Annotated in this window: 23 protein-coding genes and 5 tRNA genes; 19 read left to right on the forward strand and 9 right to left on the reverse strand. The window is 63.6% G+C overall.

The window, feature by feature from the left end; translation table 11 throughout:
• Positions 1–30 precede the first annotated feature (30 nt).
• The 13 genes from astA (at position 31) to mgtE (ending at position 12,368) form a co-directional block, all read left to right on the forward strand.
• Positions 31–1,059, forward strand: a complete 1,029-nt coding sequence (gene astA, locus F3J45_RS07835; protein ID WP_167059886.1) for an arginine N-succinyltransferase — start codon at positions 31–33, stop codon at positions 1,057–1,059.
• The gene (astD, locus tag F3J45_RS07840) at positions 1,060–2,523 is read left to right on the forward strand and encodes a succinylglutamate-semialdehyde dehydrogenase (protein ID WP_167059889.1); all 1,464 of its coding nucleotides are present in this window, start codon (positions 1,060–1,062) and stop codon (positions 2,521–2,523) included. It abuts the gene before it with no gap.
• Positions 2,524–2,546: 23 nt separating this feature from the next.
• Complete coding sequence (gene astB / locus F3J45_RS07845; protein ID WP_167059892.1) at positions 2,547–3,896, forward strand: N-succinylarginine dihydrolase; 1,350 nt, start codon at positions 2,547–2,549, stop codon at positions 3,894–3,896.
• A 14-nt stretch (positions 3,897–3,910) separates the two neighbouring features.
• On the forward strand, positions 3,911–4,201 hold the full coding sequence (locus F3J45_RS07850; protein ID WP_167059895.1) for a topoisomerase II: 291 nt from the start codon (positions 3,911–3,913) through the stop codon (positions 4,199–4,201).
• A 10-nt stretch (positions 4,202–4,211) separates the two neighbouring features.
• Complete coding sequence (gene astE, locus F3J45_RS07855) at positions 4,212–5,219, forward strand: succinylglutamate desuccinylase (RefSeq protein WP_167059898.1); 1,008 nt, start codon at positions 4,212–4,214, stop codon at positions 5,217–5,219.
• Between the two features lie 323 nt (positions 5,220–5,542).
• The gene (alaS, locus tag F3J45_RS07860) at positions 5,543–8,167 is read left to right on the forward strand and encodes an alanine--tRNA ligase (RefSeq protein ID WP_167059901.1); all 2,625 of its coding nucleotides are present in this window, start codon (positions 5,543–5,545) and stop codon (positions 8,165–8,167) included.
• An 85-nt stretch (positions 8,168–8,252) separates the two neighbouring features.
• Entirely contained in the window at positions 8,253–9,488 is a 1,236-nt protein-coding gene (locus F3J45_RS07865) for an aspartate kinase (RefSeq protein ID WP_167059903.1), read from the forward strand.
• Positions 9,489–9,652: 164 nt separating this feature from the next.
• Positions 9,653–9,841 carry a carbon storage regulator CsrA gene (csrA, locus tag F3J45_RS07870; protein ID WP_003254503.1) on the forward strand — a complete coding sequence of 63 codons (189 nt, stop codon included), beginning with the start codon at positions 9,653–9,655 and terminating at the stop codon, positions 9,839–9,841.
• Positions 9,842–9,913: 72 nt separating this feature from the next.
• Positions 9,914–10,004, forward strand: a tRNA-Ser gene (locus F3J45_RS07875).
• 106 nt (positions 10,005–10,110) lie between these two features.
• Positions 10,111–10,187: transfer RNA gene (locus F3J45_RS07880), tRNA-Arg, on the forward strand.
• A gap of 73 nt (positions 10,188–10,260) precedes the next feature.
• Positions 10,261–10,337 (forward strand) — tRNA-Arg (locus tag F3J45_RS07885).
• 74 nt (positions 10,338–10,411) lie between these two features.
• Positions 10,412–10,488 (forward strand) — tRNA-Arg (locus tag F3J45_RS07890).
• Between the two features lie 437 nt (positions 10,489–10,925).
• Positions 10,926–12,368, forward strand: coding sequence for a magnesium transporter (mgtE, locus tag F3J45_RS07895; protein WP_167059906.1), 1,443 nt, complete (start codon positions 10,926–10,928; stop codon positions 12,366–12,368).
• A 205-nt stretch (positions 12,369–12,573) separates the two neighbouring features.
• On the opposite strand, the gene F3J45_RS07900 is transcribed toward mgtE, so the two are convergent.
• Positions 12,574–12,900 carry an Arc family DNA-binding protein gene (locus F3J45_RS07900; RefSeq protein WP_003254499.1) on the reverse strand — a complete coding sequence of 109 codons (327 nt, stop codon included), beginning with the start codon at positions 12,898–12,900 and terminating at the stop codon, positions 12,574–12,576.
• A gap of 345 nt (positions 12,901–13,245) precedes the next feature.
• Here F3J45_RS07900 and phnN point away from each other — a divergent pair, with 345 nt between their 5' ends.
• Positions 13,246–13,833, forward strand: a complete 588-nt coding sequence (phnN, locus tag F3J45_RS07905) for a phosphonate metabolism protein/1,5-bisphosphokinase (PRPP-forming) PhnN (protein WP_167059909.1) — start codon at positions 13,246–13,248, stop codon at positions 13,831–13,833.
• A 113-nt stretch (positions 13,834–13,946) separates the two neighbouring features.
• Positions 13,947–14,023 (forward strand) — tRNA-Arg (locus F3J45_RS07910).
• Positions 14,024–14,390: 367 nt separating this feature from the next.
• On the opposite strand, the gene F3J45_RS29830 is transcribed toward F3J45_RS07910, so the two are convergent.
• On the reverse strand, positions 14,391–14,651 hold the full coding sequence (locus F3J45_RS29830) for a hypothetical protein (RefSeq protein WP_205300440.1): 261 nt from the start codon (positions 14,649–14,651) through the stop codon (positions 14,391–14,393).
• Positions 14,652–14,873: 222 nt separating this feature from the next.
• On the opposite strand from F3J45_RS29830, the gene F3J45_RS07920 reads away from it, so the two are divergent.
• Positions 14,874–15,254: an NUDIX domain-containing protein gene (locus tag F3J45_RS07920; RefSeq protein WP_205300123.1), complete on the forward strand. Its 381-nt coding sequence runs from the start codon at positions 14,874–14,876 to the stop codon at positions 15,252–15,254.
• A 3-nt stretch (positions 15,255–15,257) separates the two neighbouring features.
• Here F3J45_RS07920 and surE read toward each other — a convergent pair whose 3' ends face one another.
• The 3 genes from surE to F3J45_RS07935 all read right to left on the reverse strand — a co-directional run bounded on the left by surE (position 15,258) and on the right by F3J45_RS07935 (position 17,626).
• On the reverse strand, positions 15,258–16,031 hold the full coding sequence (surE, locus tag F3J45_RS07925; RefSeq protein WP_167059915.1) for a 5'/3'-nucleotidase SurE: 774 nt from the start codon (positions 16,029–16,031) through the stop codon (positions 15,258–15,260).
• A 27-nt stretch (positions 16,032–16,058) separates the two neighbouring features.
• Positions 16,059–16,367 (reverse strand): hypothetical protein, encoded by a 309-nt coding sequence (locus tag F3J45_RS07930; RefSeq protein ID WP_167059918.1) that lies wholly within the window; start codon positions 16,365–16,367, stop codon positions 16,059–16,061.
• Positions 16,368–16,681: 314 nt separating this feature from the next.
• Positions 16,682–17,626 (reverse strand): endonuclease, encoded by a 945-nt coding sequence (locus tag F3J45_RS07935; RefSeq protein ID WP_167059921.1) that lies wholly within the window; start codon positions 17,624–17,626, stop codon positions 16,682–16,684.
• 130 nt (positions 17,627–17,756) lie between these two features.
• Between F3J45_RS07935 and F3J45_RS07940 the strand changes: the two genes are divergently transcribed.
• Entirely contained in the window at positions 17,757–19,598 is a 1,842-nt protein-coding gene (locus F3J45_RS07940) for a diguanylate cyclase domain-containing protein (protein ID WP_167059936.1), read from the forward strand.
• Here F3J45_RS07940 and F3J45_RS07945 read toward each other — a convergent pair.
• Positions 19,595–19,921, reverse strand: coding sequence for an AzlD domain-containing protein (locus F3J45_RS07945; protein ID WP_167059939.1), 327 nt, complete (start codon positions 19,919–19,921; stop codon positions 19,595–19,597). The genes F3J45_RS07940 and F3J45_RS07945 overlap by 4 nt on opposite strands.
• Entirely contained in the window at positions 19,918–20,637 is a 720-nt protein-coding gene (locus tag F3J45_RS07950; RefSeq protein ID WP_167059942.1) for an AzlC family ABC transporter permease, read from the reverse strand. Before F3J45_RS07950 ends, F3J45_RS07945 begins: the two co-directional genes overlap by 4 nt.
• A gap of 108 nt (positions 20,638–20,745) precedes the next feature.
• Between F3J45_RS07950 and F3J45_RS07955 the strand changes: the two genes are divergently transcribed.
• Positions 20,746–21,624 (forward strand): LysR family transcriptional regulator, encoded by an 879-nt coding sequence (locus F3J45_RS07955; RefSeq protein ID WP_167059945.1) that lies wholly within the window; start codon positions 20,746–20,748, stop codon positions 21,622–21,624.
• 34 nt (positions 21,625–21,658) lie between these two features.
• Here the strand turns inward: F3J45_RS07955 and F3J45_RS07960 are convergent, their stop codons facing one another.
• On the reverse strand, positions 21,659–22,231 hold the full coding sequence (locus F3J45_RS07960) for a hypothetical protein (RefSeq protein ID WP_167059948.1): 573 nt from the start codon (positions 22,229–22,231) through the stop codon (positions 21,659–21,661).
• A 214-nt stretch (positions 22,232–22,445) separates the two neighbouring features.
• Between F3J45_RS07960 and F3J45_RS07965 the strand changes: the two genes are divergently transcribed.
• Positions 22,446–23,444 (forward strand): sensor domain-containing diguanylate cyclase, encoded by a 999-nt coding sequence (locus F3J45_RS07965; RefSeq protein ID WP_167059951.1) that lies wholly within the window; start codon positions 22,446–22,448, stop codon positions 23,442–23,444.
• A 94-nt stretch (positions 23,445–23,538) separates the two neighbouring features.
• Here the strand turns inward: F3J45_RS07965 and lpdA are convergent, their stop codons facing one another.
• The gene (gene lpdA / locus F3J45_RS07970) at positions 23,539–24,918 is read right to left on the reverse strand and encodes a dihydrolipoyl dehydrogenase (RefSeq protein WP_167059954.1); all 1,380 of its coding nucleotides are present in this window, start codon (positions 24,916–24,918) and stop codon (positions 23,539–23,541) included.
• Positions 24,919–24,920: the final 2 nt, after the last annotated feature.

The raw sequence follows: 24,920 nt of genomic DNA on the forward strand, positions 1-24,920 counted from the left end.
CCGGCACTGGCCGCCGCACAAGGAGATAGCATGATCGTCCGTCCCGTACGCAGCAGCGATTTACCCGCGCTGATCGAATTGGCACGCAGCACCGGCACCACCGGCCTGACCACCTTGCCGGCCAACGAGCAGCGCCTGGGCCACCGTGTTGGCTGGGCCGAGAAAAGCTTCCGTGGCGAGGCCGAGCGCGGCGACACCGACTACCTGTTCGTGCTGGAAAACGACGAAGGGCTGGTGGTGGGCATCAGTGCCATCGCGGGTGCCGTCGGCCTGCGCGAGCCCTGGTACAACTACCGGGTTGGCCTCACCGTCAGCGCCTCGCAGGAACTGAACATCTACCGCGAGATCCCGACCCTGTTCCTGGCCAATGACCTGACCGGCAACTCCGAGCTGTGCTCGTTGTTCCTGCGCAGCGACTACCGCTCCGGGCTCAATGGCCGCCTGCTGTCCCGCGCGCGCATGCTGTTCATCGCCGAGTTCCCCGAGCTGTTTGGCAAGAAGATCATCGCCGAGATGCGCGGCATGTCCGACGAGCACGGCCGCTCGCCGTTCTGGGAGTGCCTGGGCCGGCACTTCTTCAAGATGGAGTTCAGCCAGGCCGACTACCTCACCGGCGTGGGCAACAAGTCGTTCATCGCCGAGCTGATGCCCAAGTTCCCGCTGTACACCTGCTTCCTGTCCGAGGATGCGCGCAATGTCATCGGCCGCGTGCACACCGACACCGAGCCTGCGCTGGCGATGCTCAAGCAGGAAGGCTTCAACTACCAGGGCTACGTCGACATCTTCGACGCAGGCCCGGCCATCGAGTGCGAAACCTCGAAGATCCGCGCGGTGCGCGACAGCCAGACCCTGGTGCTGGCCGTGGGCACGCCAGGCGATGACGCCACCCCTTACATCATTCACAACCGCAAGCGTGACGACTGCCGCATCACCGCAGCGCCAGCGCGCCTGGCCGCGGGCACCCTGGTGGTCGACCCGCTGACCGCCAAGCGCCTGCGCATGGGCGCTGGCGACAACGTGCGCGCCGTGCCGCTGTCGGCCAGCCGGGAGGCCTCGTAAATGACCACGCATTACATTGGCGGCCAGTGGCAGGCCGGCCAGGGTGAAGCCCTGGAATCGCTCAATCCGGTCAGCCAGGCCGTGGTGTGGGCCGGGCAGGGTGCTGATGCCAGCCAGGTCGAGGCTGCCGTCAAGGCGGCGCGCCAGGCCTTTCCAGCCTGGGCGCAACTGAGCCTGGAGGCGCGCATCGACGTGCTGGAGCGGTTCGCTGACCAGCTGCGCCAGCATGCCGAGGCGCTGGCCCACTGCATTGGTGAAGAAACCGGCAAGCCGTTGTGGGAGTCGGCCACGGAAGTGACCAGCATGGTCAACAAAGTGGCGATCTCGGTGCAGGCCTACCGCGAGCGCACGGGCGAGAAAAGTGGCCCGCTGGCCGACGCTACCGCTGTGTTGCGGCACAAGCCCCACGGTGTGGTGGCGGTGTTCGGCCCGTACAACTTCCCCGGCCACCTGCCCAACGGGCATATCGTGCCGGCGCTGCTGGCAGGCAACTGCGTCGTGTTCAAGCCCAGCGAGTTGACCCCCAAGGTTGCCGAGCTGACCGTCAACTGCTGGGTTGCCGCCGGCTTGCCGCCAGGCGTGCTGAACCTGCTGCAGGGGGCGCGCGAAACAGGCGTGGCGCTGGCCGCCAACCCTGGCATCGATGGCCTGTTCTTCACTGGCTCCAGCCGCACCGGCAACCTGCTGCACCAGCAGTTCGCGGGCCGCCCGGACAAAATCCTCGCCCTGGAAATGGGCGGCAACAACCCGCTGCTGGTGGATGAGGTCAAGGACCTGGACGCGGCGGTGTACACCATCATCCAGTCGGCGTTCATTTCCGCCGGCCAGCGCTGCACCTGTGCGCGCCGCCTGCTGGTGCCGCAGGGCGCCTGGGGCGACGCGCTGCTGGCGCGCCTGGTCGAGGTGTGCAAGGCCATCACGGTCGGCGCTTTCGATGCCCAGCCGGCACCGTTCATGGGGTCGGTGATTTCCCTGCAGGCGGCGCGGGCATTGCTCGCGGCCCAGGCCGAGCTGGTTGCCAAGGGTGGGCTGACGCTGCTGGGAATGACCCAGCCGCAGGCTGACGCCGCGCTGCTTACCCCGGGCATCGTGGATGTGACGGCGGTGGCCGAGCGCCCGGATGAAGAGTTCTTCGGCCCGCTGCTGCAGGTGATTCGCTACGCCGACTTCGATGCCGCCATCGACGAGGCCAACAATACCCAGTACGGCCTGGCTGCCGGCCTGTTGTCCGACTCCCGCGCACGCTACCAGTACTTCTGGCTGCGCAGCCGTGCCGGCATCGTCAACTGGAACAAGCAACTCACCGGTGCCGCCAGCAGTGCCCCGTTTGGCGGTGTCGGCGCCAGTGGCAACCACCGCGCCAGCGCCTACTACGCCGCTGACTACTGCGCGTACCCCGTGGCTTCGCTGGAGACCGCCAGCCTTGCCCTGCCGGCGACCCTGACGCCGGGCGTCACCCTATAACAACAGGTCACGGAGCCTAGCCGATGAAATCCTATGAAGTGAATTTTGATGGCCTGGTGGGGCCAACCCACAACTACGGCGGCCTGTCCTACGGCAACGTGGCATCGCAGAGCAACAGCCAGCAAGGTTCGAACCCCCGGGAAGCGGCGCGCCAGGGCCTGGCGAAGATGAAAGCGCTGGCCGACATGGGCTTCAAGCAAGGCGTGCTGGCGCCCCAGGAGCGCCCTGACGTGGCCGCCCTGCGCCGCCTGGGCTTTGCCGGCAGCGACGCCGAGGTGATCCAGCGCGCGGCCAGGGAAGCCATGCCGCTGCTGGTGGCCAGTTGCTCGGCATCGAGCATGTGGGTGGCCAATGCCGCCACGGTCAGCCCCAGTGCCGACACCGCCGATGGCCGTGTGCATTTCACCGCCGCCAACCTCAACTGCAAGTACCACCGCAGCATCGAGCACCCGACCACCAGCCGTGTGCTGGCGGCCATGTTCAACAATGAGCAACACTTTGCCCATCACCCGGCGCTGCCAGCTGTGGCACAGTTCGGTGACGAGGGCGCGGCCAACCACACGCGCTTTTGCCGCGCCTATGGCGAGCCCGGCGTCGAGTTCTTCGTGTATGGCCGTAGCGCCTTCGACAGCCGCTACCCGGCGCCGCAGAAGTACCCGGCCCGCCAGACCCTGGAAGCCTCGCAGGCCGTTGCCCGGCTGCACGGGCTGAGCGAGGGGGGCGTGGTCTACGCTCAACAGAACCCGGCGGTAATCGACCAGGGCGTGTTCCATAACGATGTGATTTCGGTAGGCAATGGCGAGGTGCTGTTCTACCACGAGGATGCCTTCCTCGACACCGATACGGTGCTGGGCCAACTGCAGGCTAAACTGGCCAGCAAGGGCGGCAACTTCCAGGCCATTCGCGTGCCGCGGGCGGCGGTTGCGGTAGAGGACGCCGTGCGTTCCTACCTGTTCAACAGCCAGTTGCTCAGCCGTGAGGACGGCTCGATGTTGCTGGTGGTGCCGGAAGAGTGCCGTAACAACGAGCGGGTCTGGGCGTACCTGGGCCAGCTTACCGCCCAGGGCGGCGCGGTGAAGGAGGTCAAGGTGTTCGACCTCAAGCAGAGCATGCAGAACGGCGGTGGCCCGGCTTGCCTGCGCTTGCGCGTGGCCTTGAAGGAAACGGAACTGGCGGCGGTCAACGAAGGCGTTATCATGACCGCCACGCTGTACGACACCCTGCTGCAGTGGGTCGACAAGCATTACCGCGACCGCCTCGGCGAAGCCGACCTTGCCGACCCGCAGTTGCTGGTGGAGTGCCGTACGGCACTGGATGAGTTGACCCAGATCCTCAAGCTGGGTTCGGTCTATCCGTTCCAACGCCAACCTTGAAGAGAGACTTTGCAATGACCGACGCCCTGCGCCTTATCCTGGAAGATGAAGACGGCACCCAACTGGAAACTTCCTGCACCCGCTTTGCTGTGGTTTGGCAAGGCAAGGAAGTGTGGATTCAGCAGGACGGCCGTGGCCAGCTGCTGATCGGCGTGGATGTCGAGGAAGACGACACCGAGTACGCCAACCTGCTGCTGCGCCCGATGGCCACCAACCTGGTCAGCCTGCAGCTGGAAATGGAACCGGCCGAAGCCGGTGAAGATGACGACCACGTCCACGGCCCCGACTGCGGCCACCACCACTAAGGAAGCGCCTATGCTCGCCCTTGGCAAATTGCTTGAGCTGACCCTCACCGATCACGAACCGGCCGAGAAGACCCAAGTGACACCCAAGGGCGTGCGCCTGCGCTGGCTGGGCGAGGGCGCCCTGGAAGTTCGCCCCGCCGAAGCCGAGGACTGCGGGCTCGACCTGCTGTTGTCGGCGGGCATCCATGGCAATGAGACGGCGCCGATCGAATTGCTCGAACGGCTGCTGCACGGCGTGGCCAATGGCAAGATCAAGCCCAGGGCGCGGGTGCTGTTCCTGTTCGGCAACCCGGCAGCGATCCGCAAGGGCGAGCGTTACATCGAGCAGGACATCAACCGCCTGTTCAATGGCCGCCACGAGCTGTCCAGTGGTTTCGAGGCGCTGCGTGCTGCAGAACTGGAGCAGTTCGCCCGGGTGTTTTTCAGCAAGCCCGAGCGCACCCGCCTGCACTACGACCTGCATACCGCCATCCGTGGCTCGAAGATCGAGCAGTTCGCCTTGTACCCCTACAAGGAGGGGCGCCAGCATTCGCGCCGTGAGCTGGCACGCCTGGCGGCGGCCGGCATGGAGGCGGTGCTGCTGCAAAGCAAGTCATCGATCACCTTCAGTGCCTTCACCTATGAACAACTCGGCGCCGAGGCCTTTACCCTGGAGCTGGGCAAGGCGCGGCCATTCGGGCAGAACGAGCAGGTCAACCTCGACCGCCTGGAGCTGCGCCTGATCCAGATCATCGAGGGCACCGAGCCCGAGCCCGAAGCCTCGCTCGATGGCTTGAAGCTGTTCAGCGTGGCCCGCGAGATCATCAAGCACAGCGACAGCTTCCACCTGCACCTGCCAGCGGACATCGAGAACTTCTCCGAGCTGAGCAAGGGTTACCTGTTGGCCGAAGACTTGGCGGAAATGCGCTGGGTGGTGGAGGAGGAGGGCGCACGGATCATCTTCCCCAACCCCAAGGTCAAGAATGGTTTGCGGGCGGGTATCCTGATCGTGCCCGATTCAGGCCAGCGCCTGGCCTAGCCAGCAGCCGCGCTGAACGGGTAGGAGCGAGCGTAGCTCGCGATGCGCCGCTGCGCGGCGCTCGCCCATGAAAACCTTTTAATTCACCGTCTGTTCCATTTTCCCTTCCCTTGGGCGGTAATGGGCTTGCCAGTGGCGAAAGGCAGCATTTAGCATCCGTTCATGTCGTTTTCGTTTGCAAGCGCCCCAAAAGCCGTCCAAACGACGCTATCTATCGCATAAACACACTGCACCTTGCTTGCAGGACCGATATAATGCGGCCCTTTGCCGTCGTTTCGTCGACGTGTTTGCCCCCAAGGGCCGCCGTTTCCGTGGAAGAACCTATGAAAAGCGCAGAAATCCGTGAAGCCTTCCTTCGCTTCTTCGAAGAGCAGGGACATACCCGAGTCGCCTCCAGTTCGCTGATCCCGAACAACGACCCGACCCTGCTGTTCACCAACGCAGGCATGAACCAGTTCAAGGACTGCTTCCTGGGTGCCGAGAAGCGCGCCTACACCCGTGCCGCCAGCAGCCAGAAGTGCGTGCGCGCCGGCGGCAAGCACAACGACCTGGAAAACGTCGGCTACACCGCGCGCCACCATACGTTCTTCGAAATGCTGGGCAACTTCAGCTTCGGCGACTATTTCAAGCGCGACGCGATCACCTTCGCCTGGACCTTCCTGACCTCCGACAAGTGGCTGAACCTGCCCAAGGAAAAGCTCTGGGTCACCGTCTACGCCAGCGACGACGAAGCCTACGACATCTGGACCAAGGAAGTCGGCGTGCCAGCCGAGCGCATGGTGCGCATCGGTGACAACAAAGGCGCCCCGTACGCCTCCGACAACTTCTGGACCATGGGTGACACCGGCCCATGCGGCCCTTGCACCGAGATCTTCTACGACCACGGCGCGGACATCTGGGGCGGCCCACCCGGCTCGCCGGAAGAAGACGGCGACCGCTACATCGAGATCTGGAACAACGTCTTCATGCAGTTCAACCGTACTGCCGACGGCGTGCTGCACCCGCTGCCAGCACCGTCGGTGGACACCGGCATGGGTCTTGAGCGCATCAGTGCGGTCATGCAGCACGTGCACTCGAACTACGAGATCGACCTGTTCCAGAACCTGCTGGGCGCCGCGGCCAAGGCCATCGGTTGCAGCAATGATGGCCAGGCGTCGCTGAAAGTGGTCGCCGACCACATCCGCTCCTGCGGCTTCCTGATTGCCGACGGCGTGCTGCCGTCCAACGAAGGCCGTGGCTACGTGCTGCGCCGCATCATTCGCCGCGCTTGCCGCCACGGCAACAAGCTGGGTGCCAAGGGCAGCTTCTTCCACCAGATCGTCGCCGCCCTGGCCGCCGAGATGGGCGAGGCCTTCCCTGAGCTGAAGAGCCAGCAAGCGCACATCGAGCGCGTGCTCAAGGCCGAGGAAGAGCAGTTCGCCAAGACCCTGGAACAAGGCCTGCGCATCCTTGAGCAGGACCTGGCCCAGCTCAAGGGCGACGTGGTTCCGGGCGACGTGGTGTTCAAGCTGTACGACACCTACGGCTTCCCCATGGACCTGACTGCCGACATCGCCCGCGAGCGCGAGCTGACCATCGACGAAGCCGGCTTCGAGCGTGAAATGGAAGCCCAGCGCGAGCGTGCCCGTTCCGCCAGCGCCTTCGGCATGGACTACAACAGCCTGGTCAAGGTCGACACCGCCACCGAATTCCTGGGTTACGACGCCACCGAAGGCCAGGGCAAGATCATCGCCCTGTACAAGGACGGCCAGTCCGTCGACCAGCTGGGTGAAGGCGAGCAGGGCGTGGTGGTGCTCGACCGCACCCCGTTCTACGCCGAGTCCGGCGGCCAGGTGGGCGACACCGGTTTCCTGCAGGCGGGCGCTGCGCGCTTCGACGTGCGCGACACCACCAAGACTGGCGGTGCCTTCCTGCACCACGGCGTGGTCGCCAGCGGTGCGCTGGTGATCGGCTCGCCGGTCCAGGCCAAGGTCGATGCCGACGTGCAGCACGCCACCTCGCTGAACCACTCCGCGACCCACCTGCTGCACGAAGCGCTGCGCCAGGTGCTGGGCGAGCACGTACAGCAGAAGGGTTCGCTGGTCGACAGCCAGCGCCTGCGTTTCGACTTCAGCCACTTCGAGGCGGTGAAGCCAGAGCAGATCAAGGCCCTGGAAGACATCGTCAACCGTGAAGTGCGCAAGAACACCCCGGTTGAAACCGAACTGACCGACATCGAAACCGCCAAGGCCAAGGGCGCCATGGCGCTGTTCGGCGAGAAGTATGGCGATACCGTGCGCGTACTGAGCATGGGCGGTGATTTCTCCGTTGAGCTGTGCGGCGGTATCCACGCCAAGCGCACCGGCGATATCAGCCTGTTCAAGATCATCAGCGAAGGCGGCGTGGCCTCGGGCGTGCGCCGTATCGAAGCGGTCACCGGTGCTGCTGCCCTGGCCTACCTGAACGCTGCCGAAGAGCAGGTCAAGGAAGCCGCGCAGCTGGTCAAGGGTAACCGCGACAACCTGATCGACAAGCTGTCGGCTGTGCTTGAGCGCAACCGCCAGCTGGAAAAGCAGCTTGAACAGCTGCAGGCCAAGGCCGCCAGCGCCGCCGGGGATGATCTCTCCAACGCGGCCGTTGAGGTCAAGGGTGCCAAGGTGCTTGCCGCCCGCCTGGATGGGCAGGATGGCAAGGCCCTGCTGGCCCTGGTCGATCAGCTGAAGAACAAGCTCGGCCACGCAGTGATCCTGCTGGGCAGCGAGCATGAGGGCAAGGTCGTGCTGGTGGCCGGCGTGACCAAGGACCTCTCCAGCCAACTCAAGGCTGGTGACCTGATGAAACAAGCCGCTGCGGCAGTGGGTGGCAAGGGCGGTGGCCGTCCGGACATGGCCCAGGGCGGTGGCGTCGACGTCGCCGCGCTGGACCAGGCCCTGGCGCTGGCCGTGCCGTTCGCAGAGCAGGGACTTTGAGATGAGGGGGCGGGTGGTCTAGTCATCCGCCCCGTCATGTTGGATGGTTTTTTTGAGGCCCTGTATGGGCTGAGGCACCATTGAAATGGCGTTGATCGTACAGAAATTTGGCGGCACCTCTGTCGGTTCCATCGAGCGGATCGAGCAGGTAGCCGAAAAGGTCAAGAAACACCGTGAGGCGGGCGACGACCTGGTGATCGTGCTGTCGGCCATGAGCGGTGAAACCAATCGCCTGATCGACCTGGCCAAGCAGATTACCGATCAGCCGGTTCCTCGCGAACTGGATGTGATCGTGTCGACGGGTGAGCAGGTCACCATCGCGCTGTTGACCATGGCCTTGATCAAGCGCGGTGTGCCAGCGGTGTCCTACACCGGTAACCAGGTGCGCATCCTCACCGACAGCGCGCACAACAAGGCGCGCATCCTGCAAATCGACGACCAGAAGATTCGCGCCGACCTCAAGGAAGGCCGGGTGGTCGTGGTTGCCGGTTTCCAGGGCGTCGACGAGCACGGCAGCATCACCACCCTTGGCCGTGGCGGCTCCGACACCACCGGCGTGGCCCTGGCGGCCGCGCTGAAGGCTGACGAGTGCCAGATCTACACCGATGTCGATGGCGTCTACACCACCGACCCGCGCGTTGTGCCGCAGGCCCGCCGCCTGGAGAAGATCACCTTCGAAGAGATGCTGGAAATGGCCAGCCTCGGTTCCAAGGTGCTGCAGATCCGCTCGGTGGAGTTCGCCGGCAAGTACAACGTTCCGCTGCGCGTGCTGCACAGCTTCAAAGAGGGTCCAGGGACCCTCATTACCATTGATGAAGAGGAATCCATGGAACAGCCGATCATTTCCGGTATCGCCTTCAACCGTGATGAAGCCAAGCTGACCATTCGCGGCGTGCCGGACACCCCGGGCGTTGCCTTCAAGATCCTCGGCCCGATCAGCGCCGCGAACATCGAAGTGGACATGATCGTGCAGAATGTCGCGCACGATAACACCACCGACTTCACCTTCACCGTACACCGCAACGAGTACGAGAAGGCGTTCAGCGTGCTGGAAAACACCGCGCGCGAGATCGGTGCCCGTGAAGTGATCGGCGACACCAAGATCGCCAAGGTGTCGATCGTCGGCGTTGGCATGCGCTCCCACGCCGGTGTTGCCAGCCGCATGTTCGAAGCCCTGGCCAAGGAGAGCATCAACATCCAGATGATCTCCACGTCCGAGATCAAGGTCTCGGTGGTGATCGAGGAGAAGTACCTGGAACTGGCCGTGCGTGCGCTGCACACCGCGTTCGAGCTCGACGCCCCTGCCCGACAGGGCGAATAAGGCGTTGCCAGGAGGGCGCGGCAAGGCCGCGCCCTTCGCGTTTCTGGCTGCCACGCAGGCCCTGTCCTGTCGGCGGGGTGGCCAAGGGCCCTGGGGCGTCGTCCGCGCCCCAGGGCTGTCATCCAAAGACTGTTACCCCTGAATGTTCGTGTAAGGAGAAAGCTATGTTGATTCTGACTCGCCGGTGCGCCGAGAGCCTGATCATTGGAGACGGCGAGATCACCGTGACGGTGCTTGGCGTCAAGGGAAACCAGGTGCGTATTGGCGTCAGCGCCCCTAAGGAAGTGGCCGTTCACCGCGAGGAAATCTACCTGCGGATCAAGAAAGAGAAGGACGAGGAGCCAAGCCTTTAATTTTTTTGAAGTTTTTTTCAAAAAAAGGGTTGCAAACGAGGAAGAGCTTCTTTAATATTCGCCTCGTGTTGCGGTGAGGTGGCCGAGTGGCCGAAGGCGCTCCCCTGCTAAGGGAGTATACCTCATAAGGGTATCGGGGGTTCGAATCCCCCCTTCACCGCCATTATTTGCTTAGGTCGCTGTAAACGGTAAGAACGCTAAGTCGTTGAAGTTAAACGAAAAAGTTCTTGCAAAAATGTTTCAGCGGTCTATTATGCGCGGCAAGACACGGACTCATAGCTCAGCTGGATAGAGTACTCGGCTACGAACCGAGCGGTCGCAGGTTCGAATCCTGCTGAGTCCGCCACTTTTGAAGTGGCTTTGCTTACAAAGCTGCTTCAAGCCCACCAGTGGTAACCTGGTCTAAAACTACCAACCACGGACTCATAGCTCAGCTGGATAGAGTACTCGGCTACGAACCGAGCGGTCGCAGGTTCGAATCCTGCTGAGTCCGCCACTTTTTGAAGTGGCTTTGCTTGCAAGGCTGCATCAAGCCCACCAGTGGTAACCTGGTCTAAAATTACCAACCACGGACTCATAGCTCAGCTGGATAGAGTACTCGGCTACGAACCGAGCGGTCGCAGGTTCGAATCCTGCTGAGTCCGCCATACATCAAGAAGCCCGCTCATTTGAGCGGGCTTTTTGTTTTTTCGGCCCGCTGAATTGTTGCCGATGTCCATCTAAGCTCTCCTGTATGAACCATGGCGCAGCCGGGTGTCGCGAAAGGGGTGCAAGACGGCTGGCGAGCAACCCAGCGCCGCAAATGCACCCAGGCACATGCAAATGTGCTTCAAACGCGAAACGCACCGTCGCACTGATGGCTTCGAGCGTTGTCCTAGCTTTATGACGCAAACGCTTGTTCTGGCCAAAATTTTAAGCGATCTGACAGCTTAGGCAGTGTATGATTGCGCCCGTCAGCCCCGCCGGGGCTTGTGGAATACCACCATGGACTTACCCAGTAGTTACTCCCTAACAAGATTCATACAGCCAGATCTGACCGATTGATTCTCCCGGCGTGCTCCGCTGCTGGGAGTGGAGTACGCCTATGACCGAAGTAGAAGTAAAGAAAGCCCAAGACAGCCTGCAGGATCGCCTGGCCCAGGTGGTCGAACTGCTGCAGCGTCAACGTGTGGTGGAAGACCTGACGCACCGTCAGGAAGGGCAGCACAACGACCTGGTGGAAAACCTGGTCCACCGGCAGAACCTCGTCGAGCTGCAACGCAAGCTCGATGACCTGCACCCCGCCGACATCGCCTACATCCTCGAAGCCTTGCCCCTGGAAGACCGCCTGACGGTCTGGCAGCTGGTGCGCTCGGACCGCGACGGCGACATCCTCCTCGAAGTTTCCGACGCTGTGCGCCAGTCGCTGATTGCCGACATGGACGATCACGAGCTGCTGGCCGCCGCCAAGGAAATGGACGCCGACGAACTTGCTGACCTGGCCCCCGAGCTGCCGCGAGACGTTGTCCACGAGCTGATGGAAAGCCTCGATGCCCAGCAGCGTGAGCGCGTGCGCTCGGCGCTGAGCTACGACGAGGAGCAAGTGGGTGCATTGATGGACTTCGAGATGGTGACCATCCGCGAGGATGTCAGCCTGGAAGTGGTCTTGCGCTACCTGCGCCGCCTCAAGGAGCTGCCCAACCACACCGACAAGCTGTTCGTGGTCGACTACGGCGGCATCCTCAAAGGTGTGCTGCCGATCAAGCGCCTGTTGGTCAACGACCCGGAGAAGAAGGTGGCAGAGGTCATGGCGACCGACCCTGTGTCCTTCCACCCCGAGGAAGATGCCTACGACGCGGCCCAGGCGTTCGAGCGTTACGACCTGGTATCGGCGCCGGTAGTGGACAAGAGCGAGCGCCTGATCGGCCGTTTGACCATTGACGAGATGGTCGACCTGATCCGTGAGGAGAGCGAGAGCGAAGTGCTCAACATGGCGGGCCTGCGCGAGGAGGAAGATATTTTCGCCTCGGTCTGGCGTTCGCTGCGCAACCGTTGGGCGTGGCTGGCCATCAACCTGATTACCGCCTTCGTGGCGTCGCGGGTGATTGGCCTGTTCGAAGGCTCGATCGAGAAGCTGGTGGCCCTGGCGGCGCTGATGCCGATCGTGGCGGGCATTGGCGGCAACTCCGGCAACCAGACCATCACCATGATCGTTCGCGCCATGGCGCTGGACCAAGTGTCGCCAGGCAACACCAGCCGGCTGATGCGCAAGGAGTTGGCGGTTTCGCTGCTCAATGGCCTGATCTGGGGCGGTGTGATCGGTATTGTGGCGTACCTGCTGTACGGCAGCTGGTCGCTGGGTGTGGTCATGACCGCGGCGATGACCTTGAACCTGCTGTTGGCCGCGTTCATGGGCGTATTCATCCCGATGACGCTGATGCGCCTTGGCCGCGACCCGGCCATGGGCTCGAGCGTGATGATTACCGCGGTGACCGACAGCGGCGGCTTCTTCATCTTCCTGGGGCTGGCGACGCTGTTCCTGCTCTGATACGCCACGCTCCTATGGAATATAACTATCTGGCTTAAATGATATTTCTGTAGGAGCGGGCTTGCCCCGCGAAGCAGGCACCGCGGTGCATGGCACCGGCTACGCCGGTGTTCGCGGGGCAAGCCCGCTCCTACAGAGGGCCTGGATCAGCGCAACGAAAAAAGCCAGCTTACGCTGGCTTTTTCGTGTTTGCTTGCTACCGACCTCAGGAGGCGTCGGCGGCCATTTCCACATCGTGAGCGATGAGGGCCACCAGCGCGTTCTGCTGGCGGTGGGACAGTTGGCGGAAGCGCTGCAGCAGCTCGCGCTCGTGCAGTGACAGCTCCGGGCTGTCCAGGCGCATGCTCAGCTCGTCACCCAGCGCGCCTTCCTGGATAAGGCTCTGCTCCAGGCGTGCGATGATTTCGGAGTTCATGCTGCGGTGGTGGTTGCGCGCTACCTCGGCAATGCGCTCACGCATTCCGTCTGGCAGGCGGACGACGAATTTGTCTGCGGTGCGGCTGGAATAAATAGCCTGTTTCATTGGGCGCATATAAATTGACCGGTTTTTGGTTCAGGGGAAAGCGGTTCTCAAATTGGCCGCACGGGATGGAGCTACGACCGTGGCGACGACAAAATGTTCAACCGTCATCAAAATATTGGTGTCATCTTGCCTCAGGTCGCCGTTTCCTTGGCGTCAATTCTGTGACAAATAGTGAGTGGGATAAAGGCTTTTTGCCAGTACCAATTATCAGAAATGAGCACTGGTTTGAAAAGTTTTACTCCAGTCACACCATTTTCACCGTCAGACCTTTGCCGTCAAAAACCTGTAAAACGCAGCAAAGCGCTAAGAAAACACCTAGAATGCGCGGGTTTCCTTTCATAGAGCATAGTGGCTATGCAACATGACGCAAGCACTGGAGGCGACACCGCTGGTCGCCTGGTATTCCTGATAGGACCGTCCGGTTCGGGAAAAGATTCCCTGATCGATGCCGCCCGTGGGCCATTGGCCGAGGCGGGGGTGGAAATTGCCCGGCGTGTGATTACCCGCTCTGCCGAAGCCAAGGGCGAAGCGGCCCACGGCGTTACGGCGCAGGGCTTCGAGCAGCTGCGCGCAGAGGGTGCCTTTGCCATGCATTGGCGGGCCAATGGCCTGGACTATGGCATCCTGGCCCAGGTCGACCAGTGGCTTGCCCAAGGCCATAGCGTGCTGGTCAATGGCTCGCGCGCTTACCTGCCCGAAGCTCGCCGGCGTTATCCCAACCTGTTGGCTGTGTGCCTGGAAGTCGAAACCGCCGTGCTGCGTGAGCGGCTGTTGGCCCGCGGGCGGGAAACGCCGCAGGAAGTCGACCAGCGCCTGGCACGCAATGCCAGGCTCCAGGGCGAAGCCGACGGGGCGGTGCATCGGCTGGACAACTCCGGGGCGTTGGACGAGGCGGTGGCCGCGCTGCTGGCGTTGCTGCGCAGGGAAGGGGTGATCCATTAACGGGTTCAGAAATGGCCTACGTGCAAAAAGCCCGATTGAAGCATGACAAACGGCAGTGCGCTGGTTAACATGCTCGCCATCCAGCCGTGCAACGCCCGTTGCCCGTTCTTCTCGTCTCAGTAGCTCAATTGGATAGAGCATCCCCCTCCTAAGGGGAAGGTTGCAGGTTCAATTCCTGCCTGGGACGCCACATATTCTGCTGCTTGTAGCTAGACCTGATACCTAAGCAAACTAAACCATGGGTGCAGAGTGGGTGCAGTTGCTGTTTCGTTTCGCCCCCTCACCAGGTGTCTGCAACAGCTTTAAGCACTTCATTCTCGATGTTGTGAAGCTCCATCAGGTTTGCCAGGCGCTCACCCACAGTGGAAAGGCTTGTGTACCTTGGGAGCGTGACGGTGTCCTTGAACTTTTTATCAAAGGGGGATGGCGGGCGCTTAAAGAACAGCTGTCGTAGATTGAGATCCCCAGCCTGGACGGCCAAGCTCTCGGTTTCTGGCGAAACCTCTTCTCCAATAACCCAGCACCTTTCCCGAAGCTTGTACTGTCGCTTTTGCTTTTCAGAGCAAAGCCCGAGTATGCATAGCTGGGTGTAGGTCAATGACTCCGCAATGCTCAGCAGGTAGTTCGCTTCTGAGCGCTTGATTGAGCGTGATCTCCTGTTCGAAGCCTTCCAGCGTTGCCTTCAAGGCTCGGAATACCTCCCAGGTGTTTTGACTATCCAGCAGGTAATCCTTCTTTCGGAAGAATTTACGAATCAGTGGGCCGGACAGGTAAACGGTGGTGAGGGCAGGTGAGTTTCGGACTTGGGCGGCCATCATGGATTCTCCTTGGGCATTGGCAGGTATCTGACCTATGAGATTGCATTGTGGTGAGTTACTCATTGAGGATCACACCCCAACGCCAGCCTGGCGCCAATTCAATCCGAACCATCCCCCACCCGACACGGTCATTCAACCGACACATGACCACTATAAGCTCGATACCGGAGATGTCCCTGTGCTCCGGTCCGTTCAGTCGATTCGGGATAATTCATGAAGGCAATGGACACTGCAACAGCCAGAAGAAAAGGTATCAAGCTTCGCGCCACGGTGATCTACCGCAAGGATGGCGAGGTGCTGTTCGTGCGCAAGCGCAATTCGAAGTGGAACCTGCCTGGCGGCACCGTGGAGCGCGATGAAACGCCTCTGCAGGCCGCACGCCGGGAAATGGCCGAGGAAACCGGGCTGGCCTTCGATGAGCTGCGCTACATTTCCGAGTTTCGTGAGGACAAGGTCATTCACTACCTGTTCGAAGCCCGGAAAACCTCGTCGCGGCCTCGCCCCTGCAACGAGATCGAGGCCTGCCGTTGGATCAAGCCCCGGCATGTGTCCAAGCGCCGCGTGCGGCGCCCGATCAAGACCATCCTCAAACGCTGCGCCTGATGGTTAGCGCCCGGTGGCGTCGTTGAACGCCGCCAGGTGGGTGCGTTCGAACTGCAGCGGGGTGACGGTGATGTGGCCGGCCTTGAGTTCCGCCATTTCGGTGCCGGGCGCGTCCGCGTCGCGCGCGTTGTCCAGCTTGATCCAGTGATAATCGAACCCGCGTGGGTCCACCTCCTTGCGCACCGACATGCTGCTCAAGGGGCCGGCGCCCTGGCGGGTGATCGTGAGGGGCAGGGCGGCCTGGGCGCTGCAGCTGGGAAAGTTGACGTTCAGGCACACGTCGGTGGGCCAGTCCATGCTCAGCAGTTGTTGCAGAACGCCAGGGGCCTGGGCCAGTGCGGTGTCCCAGGGCGCATTTGCCCGGTCGATGTAGGCCTGGCTCAGGGCGATTGAACGAATGCCCAGCAACATACCGGTCATGGCCGCGCCCACGGTGCCGGAGAACACGGTTTCCATGCCCAGGTTGGCGCCACGGTTGATGCCGGAAAGAATCAGCTGGGGCCTGGCATCCTTGAGCAGGTGCTGCACCCCCATGATCACGCAGTCGCCCGGCGTGCCGGTGACGGCGAAGCGCCGGTTTCCATGCTGGCTGATACGCAGCGGTGCGTGCAGGCTGAGGGAATGCGAGGTGCCGCTCTGGTCGTCGCGCGGGGCCACCACCCAGACCTCGTCGGCCAGCTGCGCGGCCACCTGTTCCAAGGCCTTGAGGCCGGGGGCATCGATGCCGTCGTCGTTGGTGAGAAGAATCCGTTCGAAGCGGTGCGTGGGCTGGGTCATGCGCAGGCATCTCCTGGTGCAGGGCGGTTAGTTCAGGGAGTGGTGTTTGCCAGGTTTCGCCAGGCCGGTGGCTTGGGTGCGGGCAAGCTCGCGGCCGCGCCCGGCACCCCAGGCAAGGGCCCGGGTCATCGTTTCGCCGGGCCGCTTGGCGTAGGCTTCTTCCAGCCGGGCAAGGCCGGAGGGTTCGTAGATGCCGATGAACAGTTGCACGTCGCCAGTGCGCGACAGGCGTACCTGAATGTCCAGCCGTGCACCGTCGGCCAGCACTTCCTGGTGGGAGTGGTGCTTTAGGTTAGGGTCGGCCCACGCCCAGAATACCTCGCCTCGATGTCGCATCCTTGCCTCCTGATCGAAACTCCAATCAGAAGAGCCTAGCCCGTTTCGCTGGGTTCGCCGGTTTGGGGAGGGGATTGGGGGCTGGGTTTGGGATTTGTAGTGCCTTTGAGATCGAGCGCCGCCTGCACGGCGCTTCGCGAGCTTTGCTCGCTCCTACGTTTTTCGGGCCAATGTTCATGTAGCCACCGCACGCGGCCTGCCCTTTGTAGGAGCGAGCGCAGCTCGCGAAGCGCCGCGCAGGCGGCGCTCGATCTCGAAGGCGCTGCATCCCCACCGGCGAACACCCGCGTACCCCAAAGCGTTCGCCCTGCGTGTTATTTACAATTCCCGGCCTTGCGATACCCCGCAGCCTGGGCCTCCGTTTCACTGGCAAACGCGACCTGGTTCTTCTGCGACACCTGCGCATAACCCGGGCAGCCGCTGGCCAGGTGGTACACGTGGCTGTTCTTGTTGCCCAGTACCGCGCCTGTTTGCGTGGCGCTGGCCAAAGGCGGCGTGGCCGTGGCCACGGGCGCGCTGCCCGCGCCTTGCGGCGTATAACCCAAGGTCCATTTGCGCTCGCCGGTCACGAACGGGTTGTCGTGCCCCATGATCGCGGCAATGCGCTGTTCCCGCTGCTTCTCCCAGGCGGTCACCGGGTGCTGTTTGTCCCAGGCCATCAGCACCTGTTGCTGCTGGCGCGACATGTTCAGCTTGTAGCGATCGAACATGTAGAACGTGGTGCGCGCCACCAGGCCTTTCACTTCGTCGCGCGGTTCGGCGACTTTCTGCTGGAAGTCGATCTTGGTGGTGCACTGCCCATACTGCGGCGCCACGCCCGACACCATGCCGTAGTTGAAGTTGCTGCGGTCACCGTTGACCTCGCCCACGGACGGGTAAAGGTTGAACAGGTTGGCTTCCATGGCGCGGAAGGTCGGGTCGCTGTCCACGCATTGCTCACGCCCGCCGTTCTGCCAGCACTGGCGTTGGTGGCCAAAGGTCCAGGCCGGCACGATGTGTTCCCACTCGGTGCGCTCGGCGCGGGTTTGCAGCTTGCGTGCCTGGTAGCCGCACGACTTGAGGTCGACGCGCCCGCCCGACTTGCCCGCCCAGGTCCACTTGCAGCCACAGTAGAGCTCGCCCATGGCGCTGCTGGCCTGGTCGTTGTAGATCTTCTGCTTGGCCACCACCTTGGCTTCGGTGAAGGTGGCGGGTGGGGTGGCGAAGGCGGCGGGGAGGGCGGCGAAGGTGAGGGCGACGACGTAAAGCAATTTCTTCATGAAAGAACATCTTCGGCTTGCAAAAAAACCGATTGTACAGCTTGTCGAACGCGATTGAAGCGTGCCAAGGCTTGCGCTTGAGCATGGCAGCGCTATCGTTGCCGGTTAGGATTTTGTCGAGCGAGTCGTCATGCAAAGCGCACCGTCCCCCCTCAACGAAGCTGCCCGGCTGTGTTTCCTCGAGAGCCTGAACATTCTCGACACCCCAGCCGAGGAAACCTTCGACCGCCTTACCCGGTTGGCCTGCGTGCTGCTCGATGTGCCCATGGCGCTGGTGTCGCTGGTCGACATGAACCGCCAGTGGTTCAAGTCGCGCCAAGGCCTGGATGCGACCGAAACGCCGCGGGACCTGGCGTTCTGCGCCCACGCCCTGCACGCCGAGGACATCCTGGTGATCCCCGATGCCACCGCCGACCCGCGCTTCAAGGACAACCCGCTGGTTACCGGCGGGCCGGGCATCCGCTTCTATGCCGGGGTGCCGCTGCGCTTTGCCGGCGAACTGACGGTGGGCACCTTGTGCGTGCTCGATAGCAAACCCCGCCAGGTCAGCGAAACCCACCTGGCGCACTTGCGCGACCTGGCGCGCATCGTCGAGCGCGAGATGCTGCACCGCAGCCTGGCGATCGATTCGGGCAGTGCGGTGCAGGACGCCGGGCACAGTGCGCTGCTGTCTTCCGAGGCGCGTTTTCAGCGGGTGTTCGACAACAGCCCCACCAGCAAGGCGCTGCTCGGGCTGGACGGGCGCATCCAGGAGCCGAACCGCGAGTTCTGCCAGCTGGTGGGCAAAACCCGGGAATGGCTGGTGCTGATGCCGCTGGGCGAACTGATCGATGCCCAGGACCTGGGTAACGTCAGCGTGCCCTGGCAGGCGGTGGTCAGCGGCGCCCAGGAGTCGCTGGTCACCGAAGTGCGCCTGGTTACCCCGGGCAACCCGGCGCTATGGACCGAGCTCAGCCTGTCGGCCCTGCGCAACGAGCGCGGGCATGCCGAGCAGTTGGTGGTATTCGTGCGCGACATCAGCGAACGCAAGCGCCGCCAGCAGCAGTTGCAGCGCTACCAGGCCACCTTGGAGCAGCAAGTGGCGCAGCGCACCGAGGAGCTGGCGCGCAGCCAGGAAACCCTGCAGGCCATCGCCGACAACATCCCGGTATTGATCGCCCATATCGGCACCGAACTGGAGTACCGCTTCAACAACGCCGTGTACCGGCAGATTTTCGGCATGGAGCCTACCCAGCTCAAGGGCCGCAAGGTGCAGGACGTACTGCCGGCGGACGTCTATCGGCAACTGCTGCCGTGTTTTCGCCGGGCGCTGGCCGGCGAGCGGGTGGAGGCCGACAACGTGCGCTACAGCCCGGACGATACGCGGATCTGGCATGCCTCCTACGTGCCGGACATCCGTAACGGCAAGGTCGAGGGCTTTTTCGTCATGTCGCTGGATGTGACCGAGCGCAAGCGCAAGGAAAAGAACCTGCTCGACCAGGCCACCCTGGATGCCCTGACCGGCTTGCCCAACCGCGTGGCGTTGCACCAGGAACTGGGTTACTCGCTGCAGCAGCGGGCGGCCTTCGCGCTGTTCTTCATCGACCTGGATGGCTTCAAGCAGGTCAACGACCAGTACGGCCATGAAACCGGCGACCAGGTGCTGCAGACCGCGGCAGGGCGCATGCTGGCGATCATGCGCGCCGACGATATCGTTGCGCGCCTTGCCGGTGACGAGTTCGTGGTGGTGGCCCAGGCCGTGGCCAACCAGGCTTCGGCCCAGGACATCGCGCGCAAGCTGTGCGACGTGTTGTCAGCGCCCTTGGAGGTGGAGGGCGTGCAGGTGGCGGTGGGCGCCAGCATCGGGGTTTACCTCAACCTCGGCGGGCACGACCCGCAGACCGCCGACGATGCCTTGGCCCTGGCCGACAAGGCCATGTACGAGGCCAAGCGCAGCGGCCGCAACCAGTTCTGCATGGTGCCCGAGCACTAGAAGCCCCAGTGCCGCAGCCCCCACAACACGCCCATGCCCACCGCCAGGGTCAGCAGGGTGCTACGGGTACGCCAGGCAACCAGGCCTGCCACTACGGCTGCCGGGATCTGTGGGTTGCTCCAGTCGATGGCCGCCTGGCCGCTCTGGAACATCACCGCGGGCAATACCAGGGCAGCCAGCACGCTGGCCGGCACGTACACCAGCGCACGGCGCAGCAACGGTGGAATGCGCAAGGCGCCGTAGAACTCGATGAACGACAGGCGGATGGCGAAGGTGCCCAGCCCGACCAGGACGAAGGTGATCCATTGGCTCATGTCGGTCATGGGGCCTCCGCTGCCAGGTTCGCGCCTTTGCGCAGTTGCTCGATGGCAAGGCCGGCGCTCACGCCGCCCACGGACGCGACCAACAGCCCCAGGTTATACGGCAAACCATGGGCCAGCACGGCCAGGGTGCCGCCGGCGATGGCCGCACCGAGGGTCGCCGGGTTGCGGATGCCTGGCACCAGCAAGGCAAGGAACGACAAGGGAATGGCGAAGCCCAGCGACCAGGACTCCGGAATGCCAGTGCCCAGGTACACGCCGGCCATCACGGCCAGGTTCCAGCCCAGCCACATCGGCACGGCCGTGCCGATGTAGTAGGGAAAGGCAAAGCGCCCCAGCCCACCTGCGCCGAATTTCAGGCTGCAAAGGGCGAATGACTGGTCCGACAGCAGGTACGCCAGCGGCCAACTGCCACGCCGGGGCAGGCCGTGCAGGTGCGGCGCCAGGGCGGCGCTGTACATCAGAAAGCGCAGGTTGATGACCAGCGCGGTGGCGACCATGGTCAGTGGCAGTGCGCCGTTTTGCAGCAACTGCAGCACCACCATCTGCGCTGAACCCGAGTAGAACAACAGGGTCATGCCCAGGGTGTCGAGCGGCGACATGCCCATGCTGACCGCGGTGACGCCGGTAATCAGGCCGAATGGCACCACCCCGGTGGTCAGCGGCAGAACGGCGCGGGCACCGTCGCTGAAGGCGTGCTTCGCGCTGGTGTAATGCATGTGAATTCCTTGCAATGGTTGACTGGCCAGCTCACGTTAAAACCGCCAAGGCTTGGTCACAACGCAGATTTCTGAAATAGTAGGCCTAAAAAAAATAGGCCTGAAACCATGCCAATCGATACGCCCACTCGCCACACCCTGCAGCTCAATGCCCTGCGCGCCTTCGAGGCCTCGGCGCGGCTAGGCGGTTTCGCCCGCGCCGCCCATGAGCTGAAGGTCACCCCTGGGGCCATCGCCGCACTGATCAAGACCCTGGAAACCCAGTGCGGCGCCGCGTTGTTCGAACGCCACGCCAAGGGTGTGCGCCTTACCCCGCTTGGCGACAGTGTGAAGGCGCAGTTCACCGAAGCCTTCGATGCGGTCGAGGAAGCCGCGCGCACCCTGCGCCGGCTGGCTGCGCCGCAGCGGGTGCATGTCGTCACTTCGCCGGCACTGGCGCAACTGTGGCTGGGCCCGCGCCTGCCACGCCTGACCCAGCTGCTGGCGCCCATCGAAATTTCCGTGACGGCCATGGACGAGCCGCCCAACCTCAAGCGCAGCCCCTTCGACCTGTGCCTGTTCTATGTCGACAGGCTTGAACGCGGCCAGCGCAAGCTGGCCGATGAGGACATATTGCCGGTGTGCAGCCCGGCCCTGGCGGCGCAGGTCAGCAGCCCGCAGGACCTGGCCGGCGCGTGCTGCATCCAGGATGTGGGGTGGCAGGACTGGGACGTCTGGTCGGCGGCGGCCATGCCCGACGCGCCTTTCGCCGCCCGGGGGCCAGGGTTTTCGCTGTATTCGATTGCCGTGCAGCAGGCCTTGCTCGGCGCCGGGGTGCTGATCGGGCGCCGAACCCTGGTACGGCCCTTCCTGGACAGCGGCGAACTGGTCGCCCCCATGGGCCGCTCGGTGCCCCTGGGGCTGACCATTGCCGCCTGGCGGCTGCCCAGCGCAGGCAGCAACCCGCGGGTGGTGGCGGTGGAAGAGGCGCTCAGCCAGCTGGCGTAAGGGAAGCCGGCATTGCACCGGCCACCCCCTGGGCTCAGACCTGGCCGGCTTGCAGCGCTTTCTCGCGCTCGTCCGTGCCTTGCGAAGCGGCGATGTCGGTGCCATTGCGGGCCTGTTCGGCGCGCAATTGCTGCTCGGCGACCTTCGCCTGGGTTTTCATCTGGACGTCTTCCTGCATGCGCTTGGCAATCTGTTCATCGACCTTGGCCTGCTGCTCAGGCGGCAGGGCGTTGTACTCGTCCTCGGTCATGCCCAGTTCCTGCAGGAACTTCTCCTTGATCTTCTCCTCGGGCGACTTGGCCATGTAGTCCTTGAATTGCTGGGTCGCATTGCCGCTTTCCGCGGTGCTGTCGCTGGCGCTGGCCTGCAGGCGAGCCGCGGCATCCGGGTTTTGCAGCAGCACCTTGAGTTTGGCGAAGGCCTCCTCGCGGGCGTCGTCGGCCTTCTGCTGGGATGTGCTGCCCTGGCTGTTCTGCTGGCTGGCGGTGTTGCTGGTGGCCAGGGGCGCGCGCACCGGCACCAGCGCGGCCTGGGCCTGTTCGTGGTTGATGCGTTGCTGTTGTTGCACGGAGGCCTGCCAACCGAGGCCGTTGAGGGTAATTGCCATATGCTCCTCCATGGGCGTTGCAAAGCCTGGGTAGAAGGGCAAAACCCATGCCAGCGGTGCGGGCCGCGAAAATAGGGCATGGCGACTATTCCGGTGGCCGTTGTGCAGGCATATGCTTGCCCGCTGGAGGCAGCATGTTGCCGCCTTCGGCAAAACGACCGTTGTCGGCAGCCCTGAACCCGGGCGCAGTTGCTGGCCAGCAGAGGGAGCGTCAATGAGTCATGAACCACGGCCAGTCCCCGCCGGCTTCAGCGAGCAGCAGTTGCAGCTGTTGTTCGAGCTGATCAGTGATGGCATCTGGGACTGGAACGCCAATAGCGGCTACGTCTATCGCAACCCCGGCTGGTACGCCATGCTCGGCTATGCCAGCCATTCCCTGGCCAACAGCGTGCTCACCTGGGAGAGCGTGATTCACCCGGAGGACTACCCGCGGGTGATGGCGCACTTCGAGGCCTATATCAACCAGCGCAATGAGCGCTACCGTGTCGAATACCGCTGCCGCTGCGCCGATGGCAGCTACCTGTGGGTCGAGGACAGCGGCCATGTCATCGCCCGCAACGAAGACGGCTCGGTGGCACGGATGCTTGGTGCCCACCGCAACATCGATGCCGGCAAGCGCCTGGTGGCACAGCTGGAGCAGAAAACCCAGTCGCTGGAAACCCAGGTTGCCGAGCGTACCCGCGAGCTGTCGTGGGTCAACCAGCAGTTGCAGCGCCAGCTGGACGAGAACCGCGAACTGGCCGAGCGTGATACGTTGACGCGCATCGCCAACCGCTACCGGCTGGAGAAAACCTTGCGCGAGGAGTGCGAGCGCGCCCAGCGCTTCCGCCAGCCGCTGGCGGTAATCGCCATGGACCTGGACGACTTCAAGCCGATCAACGACCGCTATGGCCATGCCCGTGGCGATGCGGCGCTGCTGCGGGTGGTGGACACCCTGCGCGCCAGCCTGCGCGAGCAGGACCTGCTGGCGCGCTGGGGCGGCGATGAGTTCGTGATGGTGCTGCCGCACACGGCCCTGGGCGAGGCGCTGGAGGTGGCGGGGCGGTTGCGTCACTTGATGGCGCAGGTCGCGCCGGAGGGGGATTGCCGGTTGACCATGAGCTATGGCGTGGTCCAGCGCCAGGACGCAGAGGATGCCCAGGCGCTGTTGGCCCGGGCCGACAAGGCCCTGTACCGGGCCAAGGATTGCGGCAAGAACGCCATTTCCGAGTAGGCCCGCAGGGCCCATCGCGAGCTACGCTCGCTCCTACCAGGCCGGTGACGGTCCCGTAGGAGCGAGCGCAGCTCGCGATACGCCGCAGGCCTTATCAGATATGCAGCGCATGCCCCAGCGCCCGCAGTGCCGCTTCCTGCACTGCCTCGCCCAAGGTCGGGTGGGCATGAATGGTGCCCGCCACATCCTCCAGCCGTGCGCCCATCTCCAGCGACTGGGCAAACGCCGTGGACAGCTCGGAAACCGCCACCCCCACCGCCTGCCAGCCGACGATCAGGTGGTTGTCACGCCTTGCCACCACGCGCACGAAACCGCTCTTGGACTCCAGGCTCATGGCCCGGCCGTTGGCCGCAAAGGGGAACTGCGCGACGATGCAGTCCAGCCCTTGCTGGCTGGCTTGCTCCGGCGTTTTGCCGGCCACCACCACTTCCGGGTCGGTAAAGCACACCGCGGCAATCGCCGCAGGCTCGAAGCGCCGAGCCTTGCCCGCGATGATTTCAGCCACCATCTCGCCCTGCGCCATGGCCCGGTGGGCGAGCATCGGTTCGCCCGCCACGTCGCCGATGGCCCAGACGTTGCGCATGCTGGTCTGGCAGCGCTCGTCGATGGCGATGGCCGCGCCGTTCATCTTCAAGTCCAGGCATTGCAGGTTGAAGCCCTGGCTGCGCGGGCGCCGGCCCACGGCCACCAGCACTCGGTCGGCCTCAAGGCGCAGTTGCCCGCCCTTGCCGTCGCCGGCCAGCAGGCAGCCATGCTCAAAGCCTTCCACGCTGTGGCCCAGGTGCAGGGCGATGCCCAGCTTCCTCAGCGCCTCGGCCACTGGCGCGGTCAGTTCGCTGTCGTAGGTCGGCAGGATGCGCTCGCGCGCTTCCACCACGCTGACCTGCGCGCCCAGCTTGCGGTAGGCGATGCCCAGCTCCAGGCCGATATAGCCGCCGCCGACCACCACCAGGTGCTTGGGCAGGGTGCTTGGCGCCAGCGCTTCGGTGGAGGAAATGATCGGCCCGCCGAATGGCAGCATTGGCAGCTCCACGCTGCTTGAGCCGGTGGCCAGCAGCAGGTGCTCGCAGCGGATGCGCTGGCCGTCGACATCCACATGCTTGCCGTCGACGATCTGCGCCCAGCCGTGGATCACCTTGACCCCATGTTTCTTCAACAGGGCGGCAACCCCGGTGGTCAGCCGGTCGACGATGCCGTCCTTCCAGGCCACGCTCTGGCCAATCTCCAGGCGCGGGGCGTCGACCTTGATGCCCAGCGCCGACTGGCCCGCAAAGCCCGAGGCCTGGTGGAACTGCTCGGCCACGTGGATCAGTGCCTTGGACGGGATGCAACCGATGTTCAGGCAGGTGCCGCCCAGGGCCTGGCCCTCGACCAGCACGGTGGGAATGCCCAGTTGCCCGGCGCGGATGGCGGCCACGTAGCCGCCGGGGCCGCCGCCGATGATCAGCAGGGTTGTATCGATGATCTGGGCCATGC

The organism is Pantoea sp. Ap-967 (assembly GCF_011752565.1).
GTDB lineage: Bacteria > Pseudomonadota > Gammaproteobacteria > Pseudomonadales > Pseudomonadaceae > Aquipseudomonas.